Genomic DNA, 16,236 nt, shown 5'->3' with positions numbered 1-16,236 from the left:
CGGAGGATCACGCCGTGGCGAGAAAGGTGTCCCAGTGAGGTGCGGGTGCGCTGCCTGTGCCGAGGGTGTGCAGGACGAGGGCGGCCCCGGCAGCTCCGTCGAGGAGTTCCGGGTCGAGGTCGTTCTGGTCGAGCGCGACGATCAGGCGTTGGGTCAGGAGCGGTAGCTCAGCGGTGATCTCGGGGCTGCCTGTCTCAGCCGCCATGCGCCACGCGGCATGCAGCAGTCCGGCCATGCCGTGGCACAGTCCGATCTCGGGGAGCAGGTCGAGTTGGTGCGGGTCGCGCAGCACCGCAAGGATGCCGTTCTCGGCGAGCTGGATGCGTACGGGCTCGTTGAGTGCCAGACCAGCCAGCTGCTGGGCTCGGGCGGTACCGCTGATGCCGTAGCACCACGACGGTCGCGGCCGCAGGTCCGGATGAATGTGCCCGTTCGTGGCCTGCTCGCGCGAGATGAATCCAGGCCACCACGGATTGGTCTCGTCGCCTTGGCGCCAACGGTCGGTCCACTCGCAGATTCGTGCCACTGCCTCGTGCATCTCCGGCACGCGCAGTCCACGAAGGAGCGCCAGCGACATCAGGGCCAAGGTTGAGCCGATGCCGTGCGCAAGGCCGAAGTTGCCGTGTCCTCCGGGGAAGTCGGGGGTGTGCTGGCCGTTGGGGGATACGTCGCTCCACCACGGGGGCAGGGCCTCCGTGGTGGGCAGTGGGGTGGTGAGACGAACGAGGTAGGCCAGCACATCGGCGGTGATCTCGTGGTGTGGTTGGTGTGCGAGATGGTAGGCGCACAGCCCGGTGAGCCCGCGGATCACGTCGAATTCCTTCATCGCGGGGCGTTCGCCTCGGTCGATGCGCGCGTGTGCCGCTGCCAGGCGCCGACGGGTGACCGTGATCGTGGCGTCATTCAGTTTTTCCAGCGCTGTGCGGTACCGGCGCTCCGAGCCGGCAGCGGCGTGCAGGACGAAGGCCAGAGCTGGGGCTCCGAGGTACAGGCTTGCGTTGGGGGCCGCGGTCAGGTCCTGGGACACGGCCTGGGAGAGCCAGGCGTGCGCAGTCCTCCAGCTGCCGTGTCCGGTGTTGGCTCGTACGACGTGCAGCAGTGCGACGCCCGCTGCGCCGCCGGCCAGAGACTGTGGCCATGCTCGTCCGCCGGGTGCTGCGGCCCAGGCCGTACGCGGGTCGGCCAGTGCCGAGGCGAGGGCGTCAGCAGCGGTTAGCGCCTGCGGTATCGGCTTCACGAGTGGTGTCCATTCCGGGCGGCCCAGCTCAACGCTGCGGCGCGGGCCAGGTGCAGGCACTGACTTTCTGCCTCCATGTCGACCCCCGCTATGCGGGTGTGGTGCAGATGCAGCAGCTCGGGCAGCAACGTGGTGGTGTTGGTCGTACCCGCCCTGTCGAGCGCCGCCTGGTAAGTAGCCAGGCGTTCGTGTCGGCGGGCCCAAGCGGCGACGATCTGCTCGCCACCGGGGTGCTGGGCCAATACGGCGCGGTCGTTCGGGTTTCCCAGGGCGACGGCTTGGTCATACAGCCCGCGGTCGGGAGCTGTCCTTGTGGTCTGGGCGTGTTCGATCAGCCACTTCATTCCCGTGGAGGGGCTACCGAGCATGCGTGTCGTGATGTCGAGCATGCTGGCGGCGGCCAAGGCTCGGGTTGCAGGGCCGCCGGGTGCTGCACTGGAGCGGAGCTGTGCAGTGGCGGCTTCGGAGTCTGCTTGGAAGTACGCCTCGGCGGCGTCGATCGCGCCGGGGCCTCCGAAGCGAGCGGTCTCGGGGAAGTCGGTGTCCCACTGCACCCGTGAAATCAGCCCAGCTCGGCGCAGTTTGCGACTCCAGGAGCCGATCGTCACGGCGGCTTCTCCGGCCTGCGCGCTGGGCACGGCAAAGCGCAGCCGGAGATGGTCGTCGGGATCGTGATAGGGGAGGAACCACCACCGGGTCGCGTCACTCAGTTCGAGCAGCACGTCCGGCACATGACGGGTGAGGATGCTGCCGTACCGGCCGGGGCGACCATAGAGCTTGACGAGGAACCGCCCCCCGTATCCGGGGAGGTGACCATGCTCGCGCCCGACGCTTCGCCCGCCGCCCTCTGCCCACCGCGGTGCTCGTCGGGGCTCGCCGTTGAAGGCGAGCGGGATGACGACTTCATGGGCGCGCCCGTCCAGCCATCCTGTGTCAGCGGCCGTGTCCGCGCGGAGCACGGCGGCGCCGTCGCGCTGTACTTGGTGGCGCAGCAGGTCCCGGTGTGCAGGCTCGGTCAGGTCCAGACGGATGCGCTGGTCGCCGTCACCGACGTAGACCACGCTCGGCGCGGAGACCTGCTCCTGCCACTGGACGAGGGAACGGTGCCACTGCGGCCCGTGTGCCTCGGCCAGGTCCGTGGTGGTGAGCAGCCAGCGTGCCGGGGACAGGATGGTTCGTCGGTAGCGCACCGCGGGGAGGAACGGCAGGCGCGATGCGGCTCCCCAGTCGAAGGCGGCGCAAGGAACGCTCATCGCCTTGGGGGCCTCGGTGAGGAACCGCACCAGCGGATGTGTGCGGCGGGTTAGCTCGACGGCATTGAGCGCCACGAAGTCCAGCGGTCGGCGTCGGCCTCGTGACATCAGGTAGAGGTGGTGCACGTCCGCCGTGATGGCGATGTCCTCCAGGCGGATCACCTTTTCCCCGGGACACGTCCGGCACTCGCCAAGAGGAAGGACGGTCGGCAGGACCAAAGGTGCCCGCGCGAAGTTCTCGGTCTCCACGTACAGAGGGGGCGCGCAGACCTGCACGGGAAGGGCGTCCTCGGTCGCCGTTGCCGCAGTGCGGTAAGCATGGGCCATCCGCTCGCTGTCACCGGAATCCAGGACGTGCAGGAACCTGCCGGCCATGGTCCCGGCCGCGCGCGATACACCAGTGATCGAGAGCGTGAACTCCCCATCCGACAGGGCCTGGATGCTGGAGGCATGCACACGGGCTGCGACTTCCGTAGTCGGTTGGACAGGCGCGCACGGGTCTGCGACGGCGAGGTCAGCGACCATGGCGTCGTCCAAGACGATCTCGTGCTGGCGGCGCAGCGCCGCGTTCTGCGCGAGCACCAGTAGCTTCGTATCCCGGTCATCTAACGGGCTGCTCGGTGCAGCGGGGGGCCCGCCAAGGAAGCCTGCCGGGTAGCCCAAGCCGCTATCACCGTCGACCGCTTCCAGAACTGGCACCAGAGCCCGCGGACCGTAGCGTTCCAGGAAGCGGCTGTGCCAGTTCGCCCATGCGCGGCTGAGGAAAGGGCGACGAGCCAGCCTTACCAGTGCTGTTGCGGCACCCGCGGCCTCTGTGACGACCGCGTGCGGGATCGTCACTTCAGCGTCGAGCCGGAGGTCGACACCGAACGCAGGACCGGGGCAGGAGGCGACGTTCTGCATGGCGGATGTGAGCTGGGCGCGCTGCTCTCGTCCGCAGGCGGGGGAGGCGTTGTGCCGGGCCAGCGCGTCAGCCACGTCGCGCAGTTGTGCGGTGGTAGCGCCGACTGGGGCCAGGTCCTCGGCCCTCGCCGCGCCGAGTGTATCCAGCAGGTGCGTGAGGGGTTCCACCGTCGTGAAAGGGCTGCGCAGGTCCGTGATCAGGAAGCCCTCGGCAATCATGTCCGCCAGCAGCTTGTCGATGATGCCGACAGGCACGTGGGGGAAGTCGGCCGCGAGCTTGGAGGCCAGCACGTCCACACGGATCGGGCGGTGCGCCGCGTGCATGGCCGCTCTGACGGGTACGGTGGCGCGGACTTGGACGCGGGCGGGAGACGAGCTGGAGCTGTCACCGCCGCGGTGCTCCAAGACCAGGTAGTCGTCCGTTTCAACTGCCAGATCGTGAGCCTGGACCGTCAACTGCCGACGGAGTGCTGCGTCGGCTTCCAGTCGTTTGATGACGGCGTTCAGCCACGCGGCCGTGGGTTTGCCGACGGCCTGGTGGGCGGTGCCGACGCGCGCGGTCGGTGCGTCGGCGATCCGTGCCGGGGCTACTCCGGCGAAGAAGCCGAAGGGGGTAGCTCGGCTGGAGGCGCGCAGCAGGTAACGCATGACGGCGAGCCCCGCCTTACGAATGGTGGTCTCGGGCAGCGCTCTGCCGTTGCTGATCTCTTGAACACGGCTGACCAGTACCGGGCTGGCCAGCTCTAACGCGGAGGCGAAGCCGGGTATGCACAGGGCCTGCTGTATCCATGTTCGCCACGACGCTGCATCGGCGGCCGGATCGGGCCAGGACTGCATCTGCTGGTCTGGCGGCCAGGCCACGGCTCGCACCATCACGGCATCTATGGACTCGTACACCGTCACCCCCTTCGGCGTGCGGTGTCCAGCCGGGGTCGGCCGGACACCGCGTTTCTTCAGGACTTTCGACGGCCTGCTACGGGCAGCTCGAACTGCAAGCGGACTCGCAGGTCTGGCCGCAGCCGTCGTCGGTCATCTGGATGAGCCTGTCGGCCGACGGGCCGGACTCGACTATGGAGACGTCCAGGTCCCAGTCCTGGAAGCTCTCTTCACTGACCGAGCCCTGCGCATCGGTTGGCGCCTCCGCGCCCTTGGTCTGGGTGAACACAAGTACCTCCCTGTTGAGTTGGGTGGTGCGTGATTCCCCGTGCCCCTGCAACGGTGTCGCGGGGGCACGAAGCCTATGACCAGGAAATCTCGACAGCTCCGAAGTGCTTCGCCACGATTCCCGGGGACGGTTCGGCCGTGCCCGCGGGCATCGGCCTGTACTGGATACGAGCGGCGCCGCGCCGTTGGCTTTCGGACGCCCATCGGCGCAGCAACTCGACGTAGCGAGCCGCTACCGCTTTCGCCTCGGGGCCGTGGGCGAGGACGCCGCTCTCGAAGCCGCCTGTTTCCTCGTTCGGTCGTTTGGTGCGGTACGCGAAGCTCCCGCCGTCGACCAGTGCAGGTACCCCGCGGGTCACGGAGGGAGCGAAGACGCCTTGGTCCACGAGTTGCTTGCTGCCGTGGAGCATCACCATCTCGGGCGTGCTGGTCGCGAGGAACAGTTCCAGCTCGTCCGGCAAGTCGAAGACGGCTCCCGACCACACCTCCAGGCGGGGCGAGTGCGCAGCGGCAGCAAGGGCCGGCACGTCGACGTCCTGCCTTTGATCATCGACTCGCAGGCCGATGCCGTCGGCTACCGTGAGGAGCCGTTCGACGTACGCGCCGGCTCCCTGCATGGGCACGAAGCCGCACAACCGGTAGCTGTCGCTGACCAAGCCACCACCCGAACGATCGAAGGCGATTGAGCGGGTGATCCCCCGCAGGCGCAGGGGGACGACGAGCCTTCCGTCCTCGGAAAGCTGGTCCAGCCACGCCGGGGGGATGTCCCAGGCCCCGGCTGTGACGATGATGCGGTCGAAGGGCGCGTGCTGGGGTACGCCGGTGTCGGCGTCGGCCTGCACGACCTTGACCTGGCTGTATCCGGCCGCCTCCAGGCAGGTACGGGCGCGCGCGACGATGTCCGCGTCGATGTCCACGGAAACCACCGCCCCGGCGTCGCCGACCAGCTCAGCGATGAGTGCGGCGTTGTAGCCGCCGGAGCCGATTTCCAGGACCCGCATGCCGGGTGTGATCTGCGCCTGTTCCAGCATGACCGCCTGGATATGCGTGGCGGAGAGGGAACTCAGGGCGTCACCGTCCTGGTTGCGCTTGACCACCAGCGCTTGGTTGGCGGCATACGCGGTCTTCAGCGGCTCGCCCACGGCGAACAGATGCCGGGGCACGGTGGCGACCGCTTTCGCGACGGACTCGGACGTGATCGCGCCCGAGTCGCGCAGCTCCTGCGTCATGGCCGCCCGCAGTGGGGCTGCCTCGTCATCCACGTTTTGATTCCGGAAAGTAGTCATTCCGTCACCCTATCGATCGTGTTCGGTGCAGTCCTGCACTCTCCGCAGGACTCCTGTTCGGCTTCCGCGGTGCACCTGTTCACCGCCGTCGGCGGACCGGCCGCCCGCTCATGCGACGCACAAGGCGGGCGCGGTCTGCGTGAGCACGCGTTGCAGATGCGCCAGGTTGAAGCGGTAGAACACCAGCGCGTGGTCGGCGACGGCTCTGGTGTCCTCGTTGTCGATGACCTCAACGTGTTCGAGGGCAGCAGCGGCGCCGCCCGCCCCGTACCCGCGATCGATGCGCTGAGGGCCACCTTGAAGCGGCTTGTCGAACCCTGCGGTCGCTGCGAGTGCGTCCGCCCCGAACCCGTCAAGATGATCGGCGGCATGGCGGGCGAGATCCACGTACCCGGCGTCGATGAGGGTGCCATCGGGCCGGGTATCGCTGTGGCGGCTGCCGTCCACCCCGAGGTAGGTGCGCTGCACCATGTGCGCGCGGTCGGCGACGTTCTCCCAGACGGGCAGAGCGGTGGGCTCGGGGCGCCGCGGGTAGCTGTTGGTGTCCCCGGCCGCGATGGTGACCATGCCGGGCCGGGCGAGCGTGGCGAGCCACCCGGCTTCCGTGAGCCGCTGCTCGGCGTCGAAGAAGCACATGTGGAACGACACAAAGTTGAGCGGCACGGGGCACGCCCCGAGGTACGCCTGGACGTGGCAGGGGTGTAGCCACCAGGGCTTCGCGTGTGGCTTTTGCTGGGTGACGTGGAACATGCTGGGACGCACGTACACGGCGGTCGCGATGTCGGCGTCGACGTACGGGTTGGGTGCCGCGAGAAAGCCGCGCAGTCCCAGTCGCTTCTCCGCGGCGTGCATGAGCCGTCCGCCTCGTTCGCGGCTGTGCTTGGCCTCCTGCTGGAGCACGACGTCCGGGCCGCCGTCCCCGAGCTGGGAGAGGATGTCGAGCGCGAAGTCCCGGCGGTCGCTGTCGCGGCCTCCGTCCGCTTCGATGTTCCAGACGGCGATGTCGACGGTGCTGGCGTCCATGAGGTCCCTTCTCTGCGTTATCAACACCATGTGGAGAGCGTGGAGTTGTTCGGGCCGGCCGCTTGCTCCCCCACAGAGCGCGGCCGGGGCGCCGGATGGGCGCCACCTCCCCTCGGGGGCGGCCTCGGGGACTCTCCGCGCGAGCGCGGGTGTCCCGGCTAGACCAGAGGAGGCCCCAAGCGTGTGGTCAGGCGTTCGGCCTTTCGGTCTTCCACCGTGATCGCGTACTGGGCCTGCTCACGTCCGGGGTGGAAGCGGGGGCGGTGCCTTCAGGGATCGGGCGGCAGGCCAGGAAGGTGGCCGCGGTGTCGGTGTCCGGGTGGCAGGGGCGTTTTCGGCGACGGACCTGGTAGCCCGCGGCCCTGAGGGTCTGGACGAGGTGTGTGAGGCCCTGTATCCAGTGGGTGTACGCGCCGGGCGGAGCAGTCGACTGATCAGGGCCACGTTTGTAGTCCGGGCTCGGCTCCCAGGTGACGAGGGCGCAGTCCCGTGTTCCGGGAGGCCACAGGAACTCCTCGACCTCTCGCACGAGGCATCGTCCGGCGCTCGTCGCGTTGTCACACGCCATGGGCGGGTCGGCTCGTGCCAGCAGGCAGCGAAGGCGCCAGGTGTCGACGGCGGCGTGGGGCTTGAAGTTGGGGCGCGGGGGGTGAGCGTGGCGCAGGTCCTCGGTGGTCCGCGGGGAGGGTTCGATGCCCTCGGGGAGGCGGTAGACGATGAGGTCGGCGCCCCCGTGCAGGTCCGGAGTCTTGGGCACGCCCCATTCCTCGACGACGAAGCCGCAGTCCGCCAGGGCGTCGGCGCACGCGTCGAGCCGTTCCGTCCAGTGCTGCATCGCGCCGGGGGGCACACGCCCGGTTCGGTCGTCGCGGCGGAACAGAGGGTCGGGGAAGAAGTGCACGACGACGGCGAACTCGGCGTGGGCGGGCCACAGTTCCTCCGGCAGGGCCGCCGCCTGACACCAGCCGCGGCCCTCGGGGATATCCCGCGGAACCGCGGAGAAGTCCATATACAGCCCCCCGAGCTTCAACCACTTCAGGTGGTGGTTGACCAGAGCGCTACCGGACCGGCCGGGGTCAGCGGGGTCGAACAGCGGGGGCGTGCTCACCGTTGAATCCGTCACCGGAGGCTCGGGAGAGCGATGCGGAGAGTCAGGGTGGGCGCTCATGCAGCGGCTCCCGGGGCGCTGGGTTTGGCTGGCATCTTCAGCAGGCGTGTCTCGATGGCGATGACCGCGATGACCACAGGAAGGACGGCCAGGAGGCGGTAGTGGAACGCGAGCGGCATGAGGAGCCCTCCGAGTGCATCGAAGAAGGCGTGTCCGATGATCAGCGGCACTACGCGGCCGTGGCGCAGGAAGATGGACAGACGGCCGGCGGCGAAGAAGACCATCGCGAGGGCGGGCGCTCCGAAGTAGGCGTGCAGCGCGACCTCGACGACGCAGACCGTCGTGTAGATCTGCCAGAGGGGGCGTCCCGCGGCCCTCATCAAAGCGGCAGTGGCGGCCACGATGACCACGTCCTCAACGGCGACGACCACCACGAGTCCGGTCAGCAGGTCGAACGGGCCCGTGACGCCGATGGTGTCGAGCTGGCTTCCCTCCATGACCGGCAGGACCTCCCAGTCGAGCATGCGCAGCCCCTGCACGCCGAGGAAGGTCAGAGCCACACCTGCGAGGCAGTAGGTGAGCACGCGCTCAGTGAGGTTGAACGTCTCCATGTGCCTGCGCCATCGGTCCTTCTCGGGGGACGGCCTCTCGAGCGTGATGCCGTGGGCGCGGCACACTTCCACCGCGAGCCACGCGAATGCCACCCCGCGCGCGACCGATCCGACGTAGCCGAGGCTCCCGTCAGGATCGGTGGCGTATAAGGAGACGGCGCCGCAGCTCACCGCCGCGCACCGGTGCAGCATCCGCTGCCGCGGGGACACCCGGTCGAGGGTTGTGCGGGCTATCACCAGCCAGGGCAGCCAGAAGAAGACCACGATGCCCACACCTATGCGGATCAGCGCGGCGTAGTGGAACATGCGGTGCGACCAGGAAACCTCGTACAAGGCACCGAGCGACAACCCTGCATTGATCAGTGGGGTGATGGAGCCAACGACCAGCAGCGCGCCAGCGTGGAGCAGGGCCCGCCGAGCTGCCGCATCGTGCAGTTGAACGGGGGCGAGCGAGTGCGTCACGCCGCCACCACCGCGGCGGAGACGGGGCGGTGCGGGGCGATGATCTCGCCGTTCGGCAGCAGCTCACCGGTGTCCTCGAAGAGGAGGACGTGGTTGCACAGCAGGCTCCAGCCCTGCTCCGGGTGGCTCGCCAAGAGGAGAGCGGCCTCCCGGTCGGGGGACTCGGCGCTCGGGCACGGCGGCTTGTGCTGGCACATCGTATGGCCTATCTGGGTCGGGTCGGATCGGGGAGCGCGCAGGGGGTGCGGCAAGGGATATGGGGTGGCCGGCCGCCGCCTCGCACCCTGAAGGGCGGCGGCCGGGGCGGCTCCCGCAGGTGCCGGTCTACGGGAGTGCCGCTTCCTCCCCCGCGGTTGTCTCGGGCCGCTTCCGCACGGGGGCACGGTGGGCCAGCGAGACGGAGAGGAAGCCCAGTCTGGGAGGTCAGGTCTGTACGGTGGCGCTGGCGCGCGGCGCCGCCGCCTTCAGCAGGCCGTACTGGCGAGCCCGGGTCACGATGTGCGGCCGGGTCCGAGCGCGGAGGATGTGCATCAGCCGCTTGGTATCTCGGTGGATGCGAGACGGCGCCCTGTTCGTCTCCTCGGCGATCTTCATCGCGCTCAACCCCTGCACGATCAGCGGGATCAGCTCCCGCAGCTGTGGCGGTACGTACACCGCACCGCCTTCGGAGGCGGGCGGCCGGAGCAGCCCCAGGGCGTAGGAGCAGTTGACAAGCCCTACCTGCCCTTTTGCGCCCACCTTTTTTGACGCCGCGGTGATGTGGCGTCGGATCGTCGCCGTCTTGCGGTTCAGACGCCGCGCGATCTCGTGGTCGGTCAGCCCCTCGGCGAGGCCCTGCACCACCTGCCGCTCGCGGCGGGTGAACGAGGTGGTCACGGTGTCAGCCGACACGTCAGCCCTCTCTTCGGATACCGGGTTGAGGGCCGCTCGATGAGCCGGGCGCGAAGTCTCCGGCTCACCGAGCGGCGGTCTGTGGTGGCCGCGCACGGTCACAGGTCCTCCAGGTGGACGACCGTGAACGCCCGCGGCGTTCGAACAAGTTGCGCGGCGACGATCCAGTCCAGGGCGGCACTGCCGTAGGGCACGGGGACGCCGTCGCAGGCCATGGCCTGGATGGTGCGGTCAGCGGTGTACTGGTAGGGCGTCCCGATGACGCCGTACAAGGGTGCGCTCTGCGTGAGCAGCGCGACGTACCCGTGCTCGGCGAGGTGGGGGCACCGTTGCGGGGCCACGCGCGCGTGCTTGAGGCAGAACGGCGGCTGGGCCGTGCGGATCGTGGTGCTCGGGTTGGGCCCGCACTCCTCTTTTGAGTTGAGAAAGAGGAGACGGCCGTCCGGCATCCTGGCGGGCTCGCCGCAGAACTGGCACAGCAGCTTCAACATCGCCTCGCGCTGCCGGGGCGAGCTGATCATTTTCCAGCGCGGCGCGCCGGTCAAAACCCCTTGCTCGTCGCGAGATTGGGAGAACCGTGCCCACAGGACACCTTGCCCGTCGCGGTCCCCGAGCCTTTCGTTCCAGTAGCTGATACGGCTCGATCCGGCACTGCTGAGGAAGGCGCGTAAGTTGAGGAGTGATTCCTCCACCTCGCCCTCGCGGGCCACGATGTAGGGGATCGGCGCCCGCGGGGCAGTGCCACTGCTGTTTCTGCCGTGCGGGCCAGCCAGTGCGGGACTACTGGCCTCCCGACGGGCGGCGGGGCGCCGGAGCTGCCGCCGGGCCGCACGCCCCGGCAGGACGCTATGCAGCCGCGGGCGTAGTCCCCGCGGGCGGTCTCTGCCAGCCTCGCGCTCGGCCGCGTCTACGTCGGCGCTGGCAGGCTTGTACACGGACATGCGTGCTTTTCCTTTCGGGCATGCTCAGACAAGGGGCCGCTCGGGCAAGAACACCGAGCAGGAGGTCGTGGCCGTGGTGGGTTCCCGGGTGCGCTGGACGGCCGTGTACTGGGCGATGGCGGCTTCGCTGTAGCCGTAGAAGCGCCCCACGGCGGCATCGTCGGCGTCAGGCCAGAGCGTCGGTGGCCTCTCGCCCCACTCGACGACGTAGTTCTCGTAGGGGCGGGTAGACCGCCGCATCCGCAGGTGCGGGTAGCCGGGCCGCCCGTGCAGCGCGTCACGGAAGGCCAGCGCGAAGTCGGGGCAGGGCACGGGGTAGTACCCGCCGCGGCGGGTGCCTCCGACCCGGAGCGCGAGCAGCGGCATGCGCATCATGCGCACCGCAAAGCTCTCACTCAGCAAGTCCGGCTCTGCGATCCGTTGCGCGTAGTAATCAAAGTCGTACGCCTCCCACGGTGGCAGCAGGACTACAGTCACCGGCGGGTGTGTGCAGGCCGTGGGGGAACCCATCATTCGGTGTCCCGGGGGTCCGTGCCGAGTGCTTTCAGCAGGTCGAGGGTGGGCCGTGCTCTCATGGCGCGTTGTCTCCCATCAGGTCGAGCACGTCGACGATGGCCAGGGCGTAGCGGAGGATGTATCGGTGGGCGTGCTGGGGTTGTGGTCGCTCGGCGCGCAGTTCGGTGAGGAGGTACATCGCGTCGAGGGGGTATGGCTTGACCGTGTACGGCACGAGCTGGATGAGGGAGAGCGTCGTCTGGTGGAACCGGGCGGCAAGTTCTTCGATCTCCCGTGGCGTGGGGCAGGCGTGTTCACCAAGCACGGCCTCTAAGTCGCTGTACAGCCCCGTCGCGTCGATGCTGACCTGAGACCGGCGCAGTGCGACAAGCAGCGGCCCCATCTCGTCGGGTGCGGTGGTGTACCGGCGGAGCATCAGCTCCGCGCAGACGTGTGCGGCGGTCATCGCGGCCGCCCCTCAGCGGTGGCGAGGATGCACCACGTCGCCATGCCGTCGGGGCTCACGCCCCACCTGGTCGCGAAGGTGTCCACGAGGTACATCCCGCGGCCGTGCTCCTCCTCCGCGGATGCCTTGTGCACCTGTGGCGTACTGACCGTGCCGTCGGTCACCACGATGGCGATCTTGTCCGTGGTGATGACCAGACGGAACCCGAGGACGATGCCGTACCGCAGCGCGTTGGTGGTCAGCTCGCTGATCACCAGCATCGCGTTCTCGGCGAGGACGGGGGAGATGCCCCAAAGGTTCAGCTTGGCCATGCTGATCCGGCGGCAGCGCCCGACCCACACAGCCTCGGACCGGGGGACGTCTGTGTCCGGGGCCCGGGGGTCGAGCTGGATGGTGAAACCCACGTCGTCGAGGACATCGGCCGCGTCCAGGGGGAGGTAGTCAGGAAGACGGTTGGTCGCGGTGCCCATCAGTTCCCGCCTCCGGTGATCTCCGCTGTTGACGACGAGCTGTACGCCCAAGGGGTGAGGGGGCGCCTGCTTGTTCGCCGGTATCCACGACTCCTGAGGCAGCGGTTTCGTACCTTCAGCAGCGACGGCTGGGATGGGGCTCATCGGGGACCTCCCAGGTGGACGGTGGGGGTGAGTGTGAGGGGCTTCGGCGCCGTCACGCGGCGCGGCACACGGCGTCTCGCTGATCACGCGCCGTGTTCGGAAGGTGACCAGCGAACACCGTGCGGTGGAGGATTGGGAAGGACTTTCGGGGGACGTTGACCCGTCAGTAACTCCGTTCGGGGTGCCGCCGGGGCGGGCGCTCCTGCCATGCTGAGCCGCATGGTGACTCTCGATGGAAAGCCCGTCTCTGCCGACGACTTGCTCCCCCTGGCGCTCACGAACACCGGCCACTTCACGTCCATGCGCGTCTCCGCGGACGGCAGCATCCGCGGCCTGACGCTGCACATGGAACGCCTCGTGCGGGACTGCAAGATCGTGTGGGGCGCGGAACTGGACCCTGAACGCGTCCGCGGCTACGTCCGCCAGGGCCTGGAGGGACAGAGCCGTCCTTGCGTCGTCCGCGTCACGATCTATGACCCAAAGGTCGGGATGGGCCGCCCCGCGGACGCCGATGACCCCCACATCCTGGTGTCCGTGCGCAGCGCCGGCGCCCTTCCCCCAGAACCGCTGCGGGCCCAAAGCGTCGTGTACGAGCGGGACTTGCCCGAGGTGAAGCACGTCGGCCTCTTCGGGGCCCTGCACGCCCGCGGTGCAGCCCAGCGAGCGGGCTTCGGCGATGCCCTGTTCGTTGGCAAGGACGGACTCGTCTCCGAGGGCGGCACCTGGAACGTCGCCTTCGTCGACCAGGAGGGCACCGTCGTGTGGCCCGACGCCCCCGTCCTTCCCGGGGTCACCATGGCCCTGCTCCAACAGCACGCCGAACACCGCATCGCCACCGTCACTCTGGAGCAGGCGAAGGGCATGGCCGCGGCCTTTGCCACGAACACCAGCATCGGCGTCCGCCCGCTGTCCGCGATCGACGACGTCGAGTTCCCCGTCGACCACCCCGTCTTGAGACAGCTCCAGGAGGCGTACCTGTCCATCCCCGGCGAAACCCTGTAGCGCACCGTGTCGGGGGTGACCATGTGGACCGGCCGCGAGGCCGGACTGCTGCGCAAGGCCATGCGCAAGACGGGTAAGGCGTTTGCCGACCTCGTCGGCGTGAACCCCCGCCAGATCAAACGGTGGGAAGGCCGGGGGGAGACCATCGAACTCGGACTCGGCAACCAGGCGGCCCTGGACACGCTCCTCGCCCAGGCCGACCCCCTCGTGCAGCAGCGGTTCGCCGCGCTCCTCACCGAACGGGCCGCCGCCGAGCACGACGAGCGCGCCGAACAACTCCTGCGCAACGACCCGCACACCCGCAGGCACCCCATCGACGGGAAGGTCATGACCCTCGTCGAGGAGGGCATCTGCCTCTCCGGCCCCGACAACCGTTCGGTGTGGCTGGACGCGTACCTCATCGACGTCTACCCGACGACCAACGCGGACTACGCGACCTTCGTGCGTGCCACCGGCCACCGTCCGCCCCGGCACTGGCCCGGAGGGACCTGCCCCGTCACGCTGGCCACTCACCCTGTGGTGTGGGTGACCTGGCACGACGCCACTGCCTACGCCCGTTGGGCCGGTAAAGCACTGCCCACCGCCCGGCAGTGGGAGAAAGCCGCCCGCGGGCCCCGCGGACGCATCTACCCGTGGGGCAACGAACCGACTGCCGCGAAGGCGAACGTCGCCGAAGCCGGCATCGACGCCACAACCCCCGCCTCCCGATACCAATCCGGCGTCAGCCCGTACGGTGTCTTCGACATGTGCGGCAACGTCTGGGAGTGGTGCTCCACCGAGGAGACAGCGGGGAGCAGCCGTTACGAGCTGAAGGGTTCGGCCTTCACCAGCCCGTTCGAGCGCTGCACGCCCTCCCTGCGCAACGCCGCCAACGCGAACATGAAGGACAACGACACCGGGTTCCGCTGCGTCGCTGACGCTTAGCGCGAGGCTGGCGTGTCCGCCGGAAGCCGGGCTTCTCGTCGCCTGGGCGGCGTGCTTCCGGGACACGCGGGTCCGGGTCTTGCGGGCGGTGCTCTGGCGCATTGCTGGCCTCGGCTCGTCGGAGGAACTGGAGTGCTGGCGCGGCCTGACCTCGAAACTGTCGTGGTTGACCCGCCCGGAGGTCGGGGCCGCGCATGACTACGGGGGGCACACGACCTATGTGTTCGCGCAAACGGCCTTGCCGATCAGCGCGCTCAACTACCGTGCTGCATGTGCGATTTACTGTGCAAGGGCAATCGCAAGCGCACTCAAATTGGCACATGCCGAAAGGCAGGCAAGGGGTTGTTCAAGGGGGTGCAGGGGCTGGCAGACTCAGGGGCAGCGGCCCGCTGGACACCGGACACAGAACGCGTCGAGCACCTACAGGGTTGGGGAGAGGGTTACAGAGTGGCAGCTAAGCGCGGGGCGACCTTCCGACGCAGGGAGCTTGGCAAGGAGCTGAGGAAGCTCCGAGACAAGAAGGGTGAAACGCTCCAAGAGGTGGCCAGGGCTCTCGGCTTTTCGCATACGAAACTCGCGCGGGTCGAGATCGGGGAGAACGACCTCCCGCGTGTGGGTGACCTCGAAGCCCTGATCGACCATCTCGACCCGGCCCTCCCTAAAGAGGACCTGGAGACCCTGCTCCAGCTGCACCGGGAGTCGCTGAGTAAGGAGCCGTGGACGCCGTACAAGGCGTACATGCCGTCGAAGATGCCAACCTTTCGCGGTCTGGAGATGGACGCCAAGGCGATGCGAGCGTGGCAGCCAGCGTTCGTCTATGGGCTGTTCCAGACGGAGGACTACGCGCGAGCGCTCTACCAGATCGCGAAACCGGTGGACGAAACGACTACGGAGTACATCGAGCAGAACGTCCGTCTGCGTCTGGACCGGAAGGAGCTGATCACTCGCTCGGAGGACCCGCTGGAACTGCGCGTCATCATGGATGAGGCGGCCGTGCGGCGGCTGGTCGGAGGACCGGACGTGATGTGCGGCCAGTTCGACGAGATCGTGAAGTTGGGCGAGCTGGAAAACGTGACCATCCAGATCCTGCCTCACGACGTCGTGACGTACCGATCCGAGAGCAACTTCACGATCCTGGACTTCGCCGAAACCCTCGACCCTGTCGTGCAAGTCGACATGCCCAACACCATCAGCGTCACCGACGAGCGGCAGGAGGTCCAGCGAAACACCCGCCGCTTCGACGCCATGCGCGACAGTGCCCTACCCCCGGCCCGAACAGCCGGGTTCCTGAAGGACCTAGCACGAGAGTGGAAGTAGCCATCAATACCAAGATCATGGCCCTTGACGTGGCCCCAGAGTCCGCCTGGTTCAAGTCCTCGTACAGCAATGACACCGGCGGCAACTGTGTAGAGATCGCCAGCTTGACCGAACAGGTCGGCATTCGCGATTCGAAGGACAAGACAGGTCCCGCGCTCGTTGTGCCGGCTGATGCATGGTCTTCGTTCGTCAGCCTCGTGCGCTCAGGCGCCGCAGACTCCGGCGTCTTCCGTTAGCAGCGCTGCACCAGTGGCCTGTCTCTTTCCGGAGGCAGGCCACTTTCGTACAGCCGCCCACCGTGGGCGCCGTTTGACGGTGATGGTCCGCCCCGGCAGTTGGGGGAAACCGCCGGGACGGGTTGCGCGTTAGCGTCCCTGCCGAGCGGTAGCAGCATGGAGTTCCTTGACTCCGCTGGTGTGGGGGTGGCGTTGTACCAGCTCGTCGACGATGCTGCGGATCGCGGGGCGGTCTCGGACTTCGCCGGGGCTGGCTCGGTAGGCGTCCAGGAGGGAGCGGGCGGCCTGCTCCGGCCGTCCCCA

At 68.4% G+C, this 16,236-nt stretch carries 17 protein-coding genes; 4 read left to right on the top strand and 13 right to left on the bottom strand.

What is annotated here, in order from left to right; translation table 11 throughout:
• Positions 1-7: 7 nt before the first annotated feature.
• The 13 genes from IG54_RS0104625 to IG54_RS37645 all read right to left on the bottom strand — a co-directional run bounded on the left by IG54_RS0104625 (position 8) and on the right by IG54_RS37645 (position 12,454).
• Positions 8-1,237 carry a lanthionine synthetase C family protein gene (locus IG54_RS0104625; RefSeq protein ID WP_030777610.1) on the bottom strand — a complete coding sequence of 410 codons (1,230 nt, stop codon included), beginning with the start codon at positions 1,235-1,237 and terminating at the stop codon, positions 8-10.
• Positions 1,234-4,290, bottom strand: a complete 3,057-nt coding sequence (locus tag IG54_RS0104620; protein WP_030777608.1) for a lantibiotic dehydratase — start codon at positions 4,288-4,290, stop codon at positions 1,234-1,236. Before IG54_RS0104620 ends, IG54_RS0104625 begins: the two co-directional genes overlap by 4 nt.
• A gap of 76 nt (positions 4,291-4,366) precedes the next feature.
• On the bottom strand, positions 4,367-4,558 hold the full coding sequence (locus tag IG54_RS0104615; RefSeq protein WP_030777606.1) for an FxLD family lanthipeptide: 192 nt from the start codon (positions 4,556-4,558) through the stop codon (positions 4,367-4,369).
• Between the two features lie 73 nt (positions 4,559-4,631).
• Complete coding sequence (fxlM, locus tag IG54_RS0104610; protein ID WP_234335968.1) at positions 4,632-5,819, bottom strand: methyltransferase, FxLD system; 1,188 nt, start codon at positions 5,817-5,819, stop codon at positions 4,632-4,634.
• 132 nt (positions 5,820-5,951) lie between these two features.
• Positions 5,952-6,866 (bottom strand): endonuclease/exonuclease/phosphatase family protein, encoded by a 915-nt coding sequence (locus tag IG54_RS0104605; RefSeq protein WP_030777600.1) that lies wholly within the window; start codon positions 6,864-6,866, stop codon positions 5,952-5,954.
• A 187-nt stretch (positions 6,867-7,053) separates the two neighbouring features.
• The gene (locus tag IG54_RS0104600) at positions 7,054-7,974 is read right to left on the bottom strand and encodes a hypothetical protein (protein WP_030777598.1); all 921 of its coding nucleotides are present in this window, start codon (positions 7,972-7,974) and stop codon (positions 7,054-7,056) included.
• Between the two features lie 56 nt (positions 7,975-8,030).
• Positions 8,031-8,918, bottom strand: coding sequence for a hypothetical protein (locus tag IG54_RS0104595; protein ID WP_158708818.1), 888 nt, complete (start codon positions 8,916-8,918; stop codon positions 8,031-8,033).
• A 125-nt stretch (positions 8,919-9,043) separates the two neighbouring features.
• Positions 9,044-9,244 carry a DUF5999 family protein gene (locus tag IG54_RS0104590; protein ID WP_030777593.1) on the bottom strand — a complete coding sequence of 67 codons (201 nt, stop codon included), beginning with the start codon at positions 9,242-9,244 and terminating at the stop codon, positions 9,044-9,046.
• A gap of 226 nt (positions 9,245-9,470) precedes the next feature.
• The gene (locus tag IG54_RS39090; protein WP_030777591.1) at positions 9,471-9,938 is read right to left on the bottom strand and encodes a LuxR C-terminal-related transcriptional regulator; all 468 of its coding nucleotides are present in this window, start codon (positions 9,936-9,938) and stop codon (positions 9,471-9,473) included.
• Positions 9,939-10,036: 98 nt separating this feature from the next.
• Positions 10,037-10,648 carry a hypothetical protein gene (locus IG54_RS0104580; RefSeq protein ID WP_158708817.1) on the bottom strand — a complete coding sequence of 204 codons (612 nt, stop codon included), beginning with the start codon at positions 10,646-10,648 and terminating at the stop codon, positions 10,037-10,039.
• A gap of 255 nt (positions 10,649-10,903) precedes the next feature.
• Positions 10,904-11,356 carry a DUF6302 family protein gene (locus IG54_RS0104570; protein WP_051819269.1) on the bottom strand — a complete coding sequence of 151 codons (453 nt, stop codon included), beginning with the start codon at positions 11,354-11,356 and terminating at the stop codon, positions 10,904-10,906.
• 94 nt (positions 11,357-11,450) lie between these two features.
• Positions 11,451-11,840: a hypothetical protein gene (locus IG54_RS0104565; protein ID WP_030777587.1), complete on the bottom strand. Its 390-nt coding sequence runs from the start codon at positions 11,838-11,840 to the stop codon at positions 11,451-11,453.
• A complete protein-coding gene (locus IG54_RS37645) occupies positions 11,837-12,454 on the bottom strand; it encodes an ATP-binding protein (RefSeq protein ID WP_158708816.1) in 618 nt (205 codons plus the stop codon). The genes IG54_RS0104565 and IG54_RS37645 overlap by 4 nt, the downstream gene beginning before the upstream one ends.
• Before the next feature lie 219 nt (positions 12,455-12,673).
• Here IG54_RS37645 and IG54_RS0104555 point away from each other — a divergent pair, with 219 nt between their 5' ends.
• From IG54_RS0104555 to IG54_RS0104540, 4 genes are all read left to right on the top strand, one after another.
• Positions 12,674-13,456 (top strand): aminotransferase class IV family protein, encoded by a 783-nt coding sequence (locus IG54_RS0104555; RefSeq protein ID WP_030777582.1) that lies wholly within the window; start codon positions 12,674-12,676, stop codon positions 13,454-13,456.
• Between the two features lie 21 nt (positions 13,457-13,477).
• Entirely contained in the window at positions 13,478-14,380 is a 903-nt protein-coding gene (locus tag IG54_RS0104550; RefSeq protein WP_030777580.1) for a formylglycine-generating enzyme family protein, read from the top strand.
• A gap of 447 nt (positions 14,381-14,827) precedes the next feature.
• Entirely contained in the window at positions 14,828-15,697 is an 870-nt protein-coding gene (locus IG54_RS0104545) for a helix-turn-helix domain-containing protein (RefSeq protein WP_030777578.1), read from the top strand.
• On the top strand, positions 15,688-15,933 hold the full coding sequence (locus IG54_RS0104540) for a DUF397 domain-containing protein (protein ID WP_420712224.1): 246 nt from the start codon (positions 15,688-15,690) through the stop codon (positions 15,931-15,933). The genes IG54_RS0104545 and IG54_RS0104540 overlap by 10 nt, the downstream gene beginning before the upstream one ends.
• Positions 15,934-16,236 lie beyond the last annotated feature (303 nt).

The sequence above is a fragment of the Streptomyces sp. NRRL S-920 genome (genome assembly GCF_000717945.1).
Classification (GTDB): Bacteria; Actinomycetota; Actinomycetes; order Streptomycetales; family Streptomycetaceae; genus Streptomyces; species Streptomyces alboniger.
This window is presented reverse-complemented; position numbering and strand designations above follow the sequence as displayed.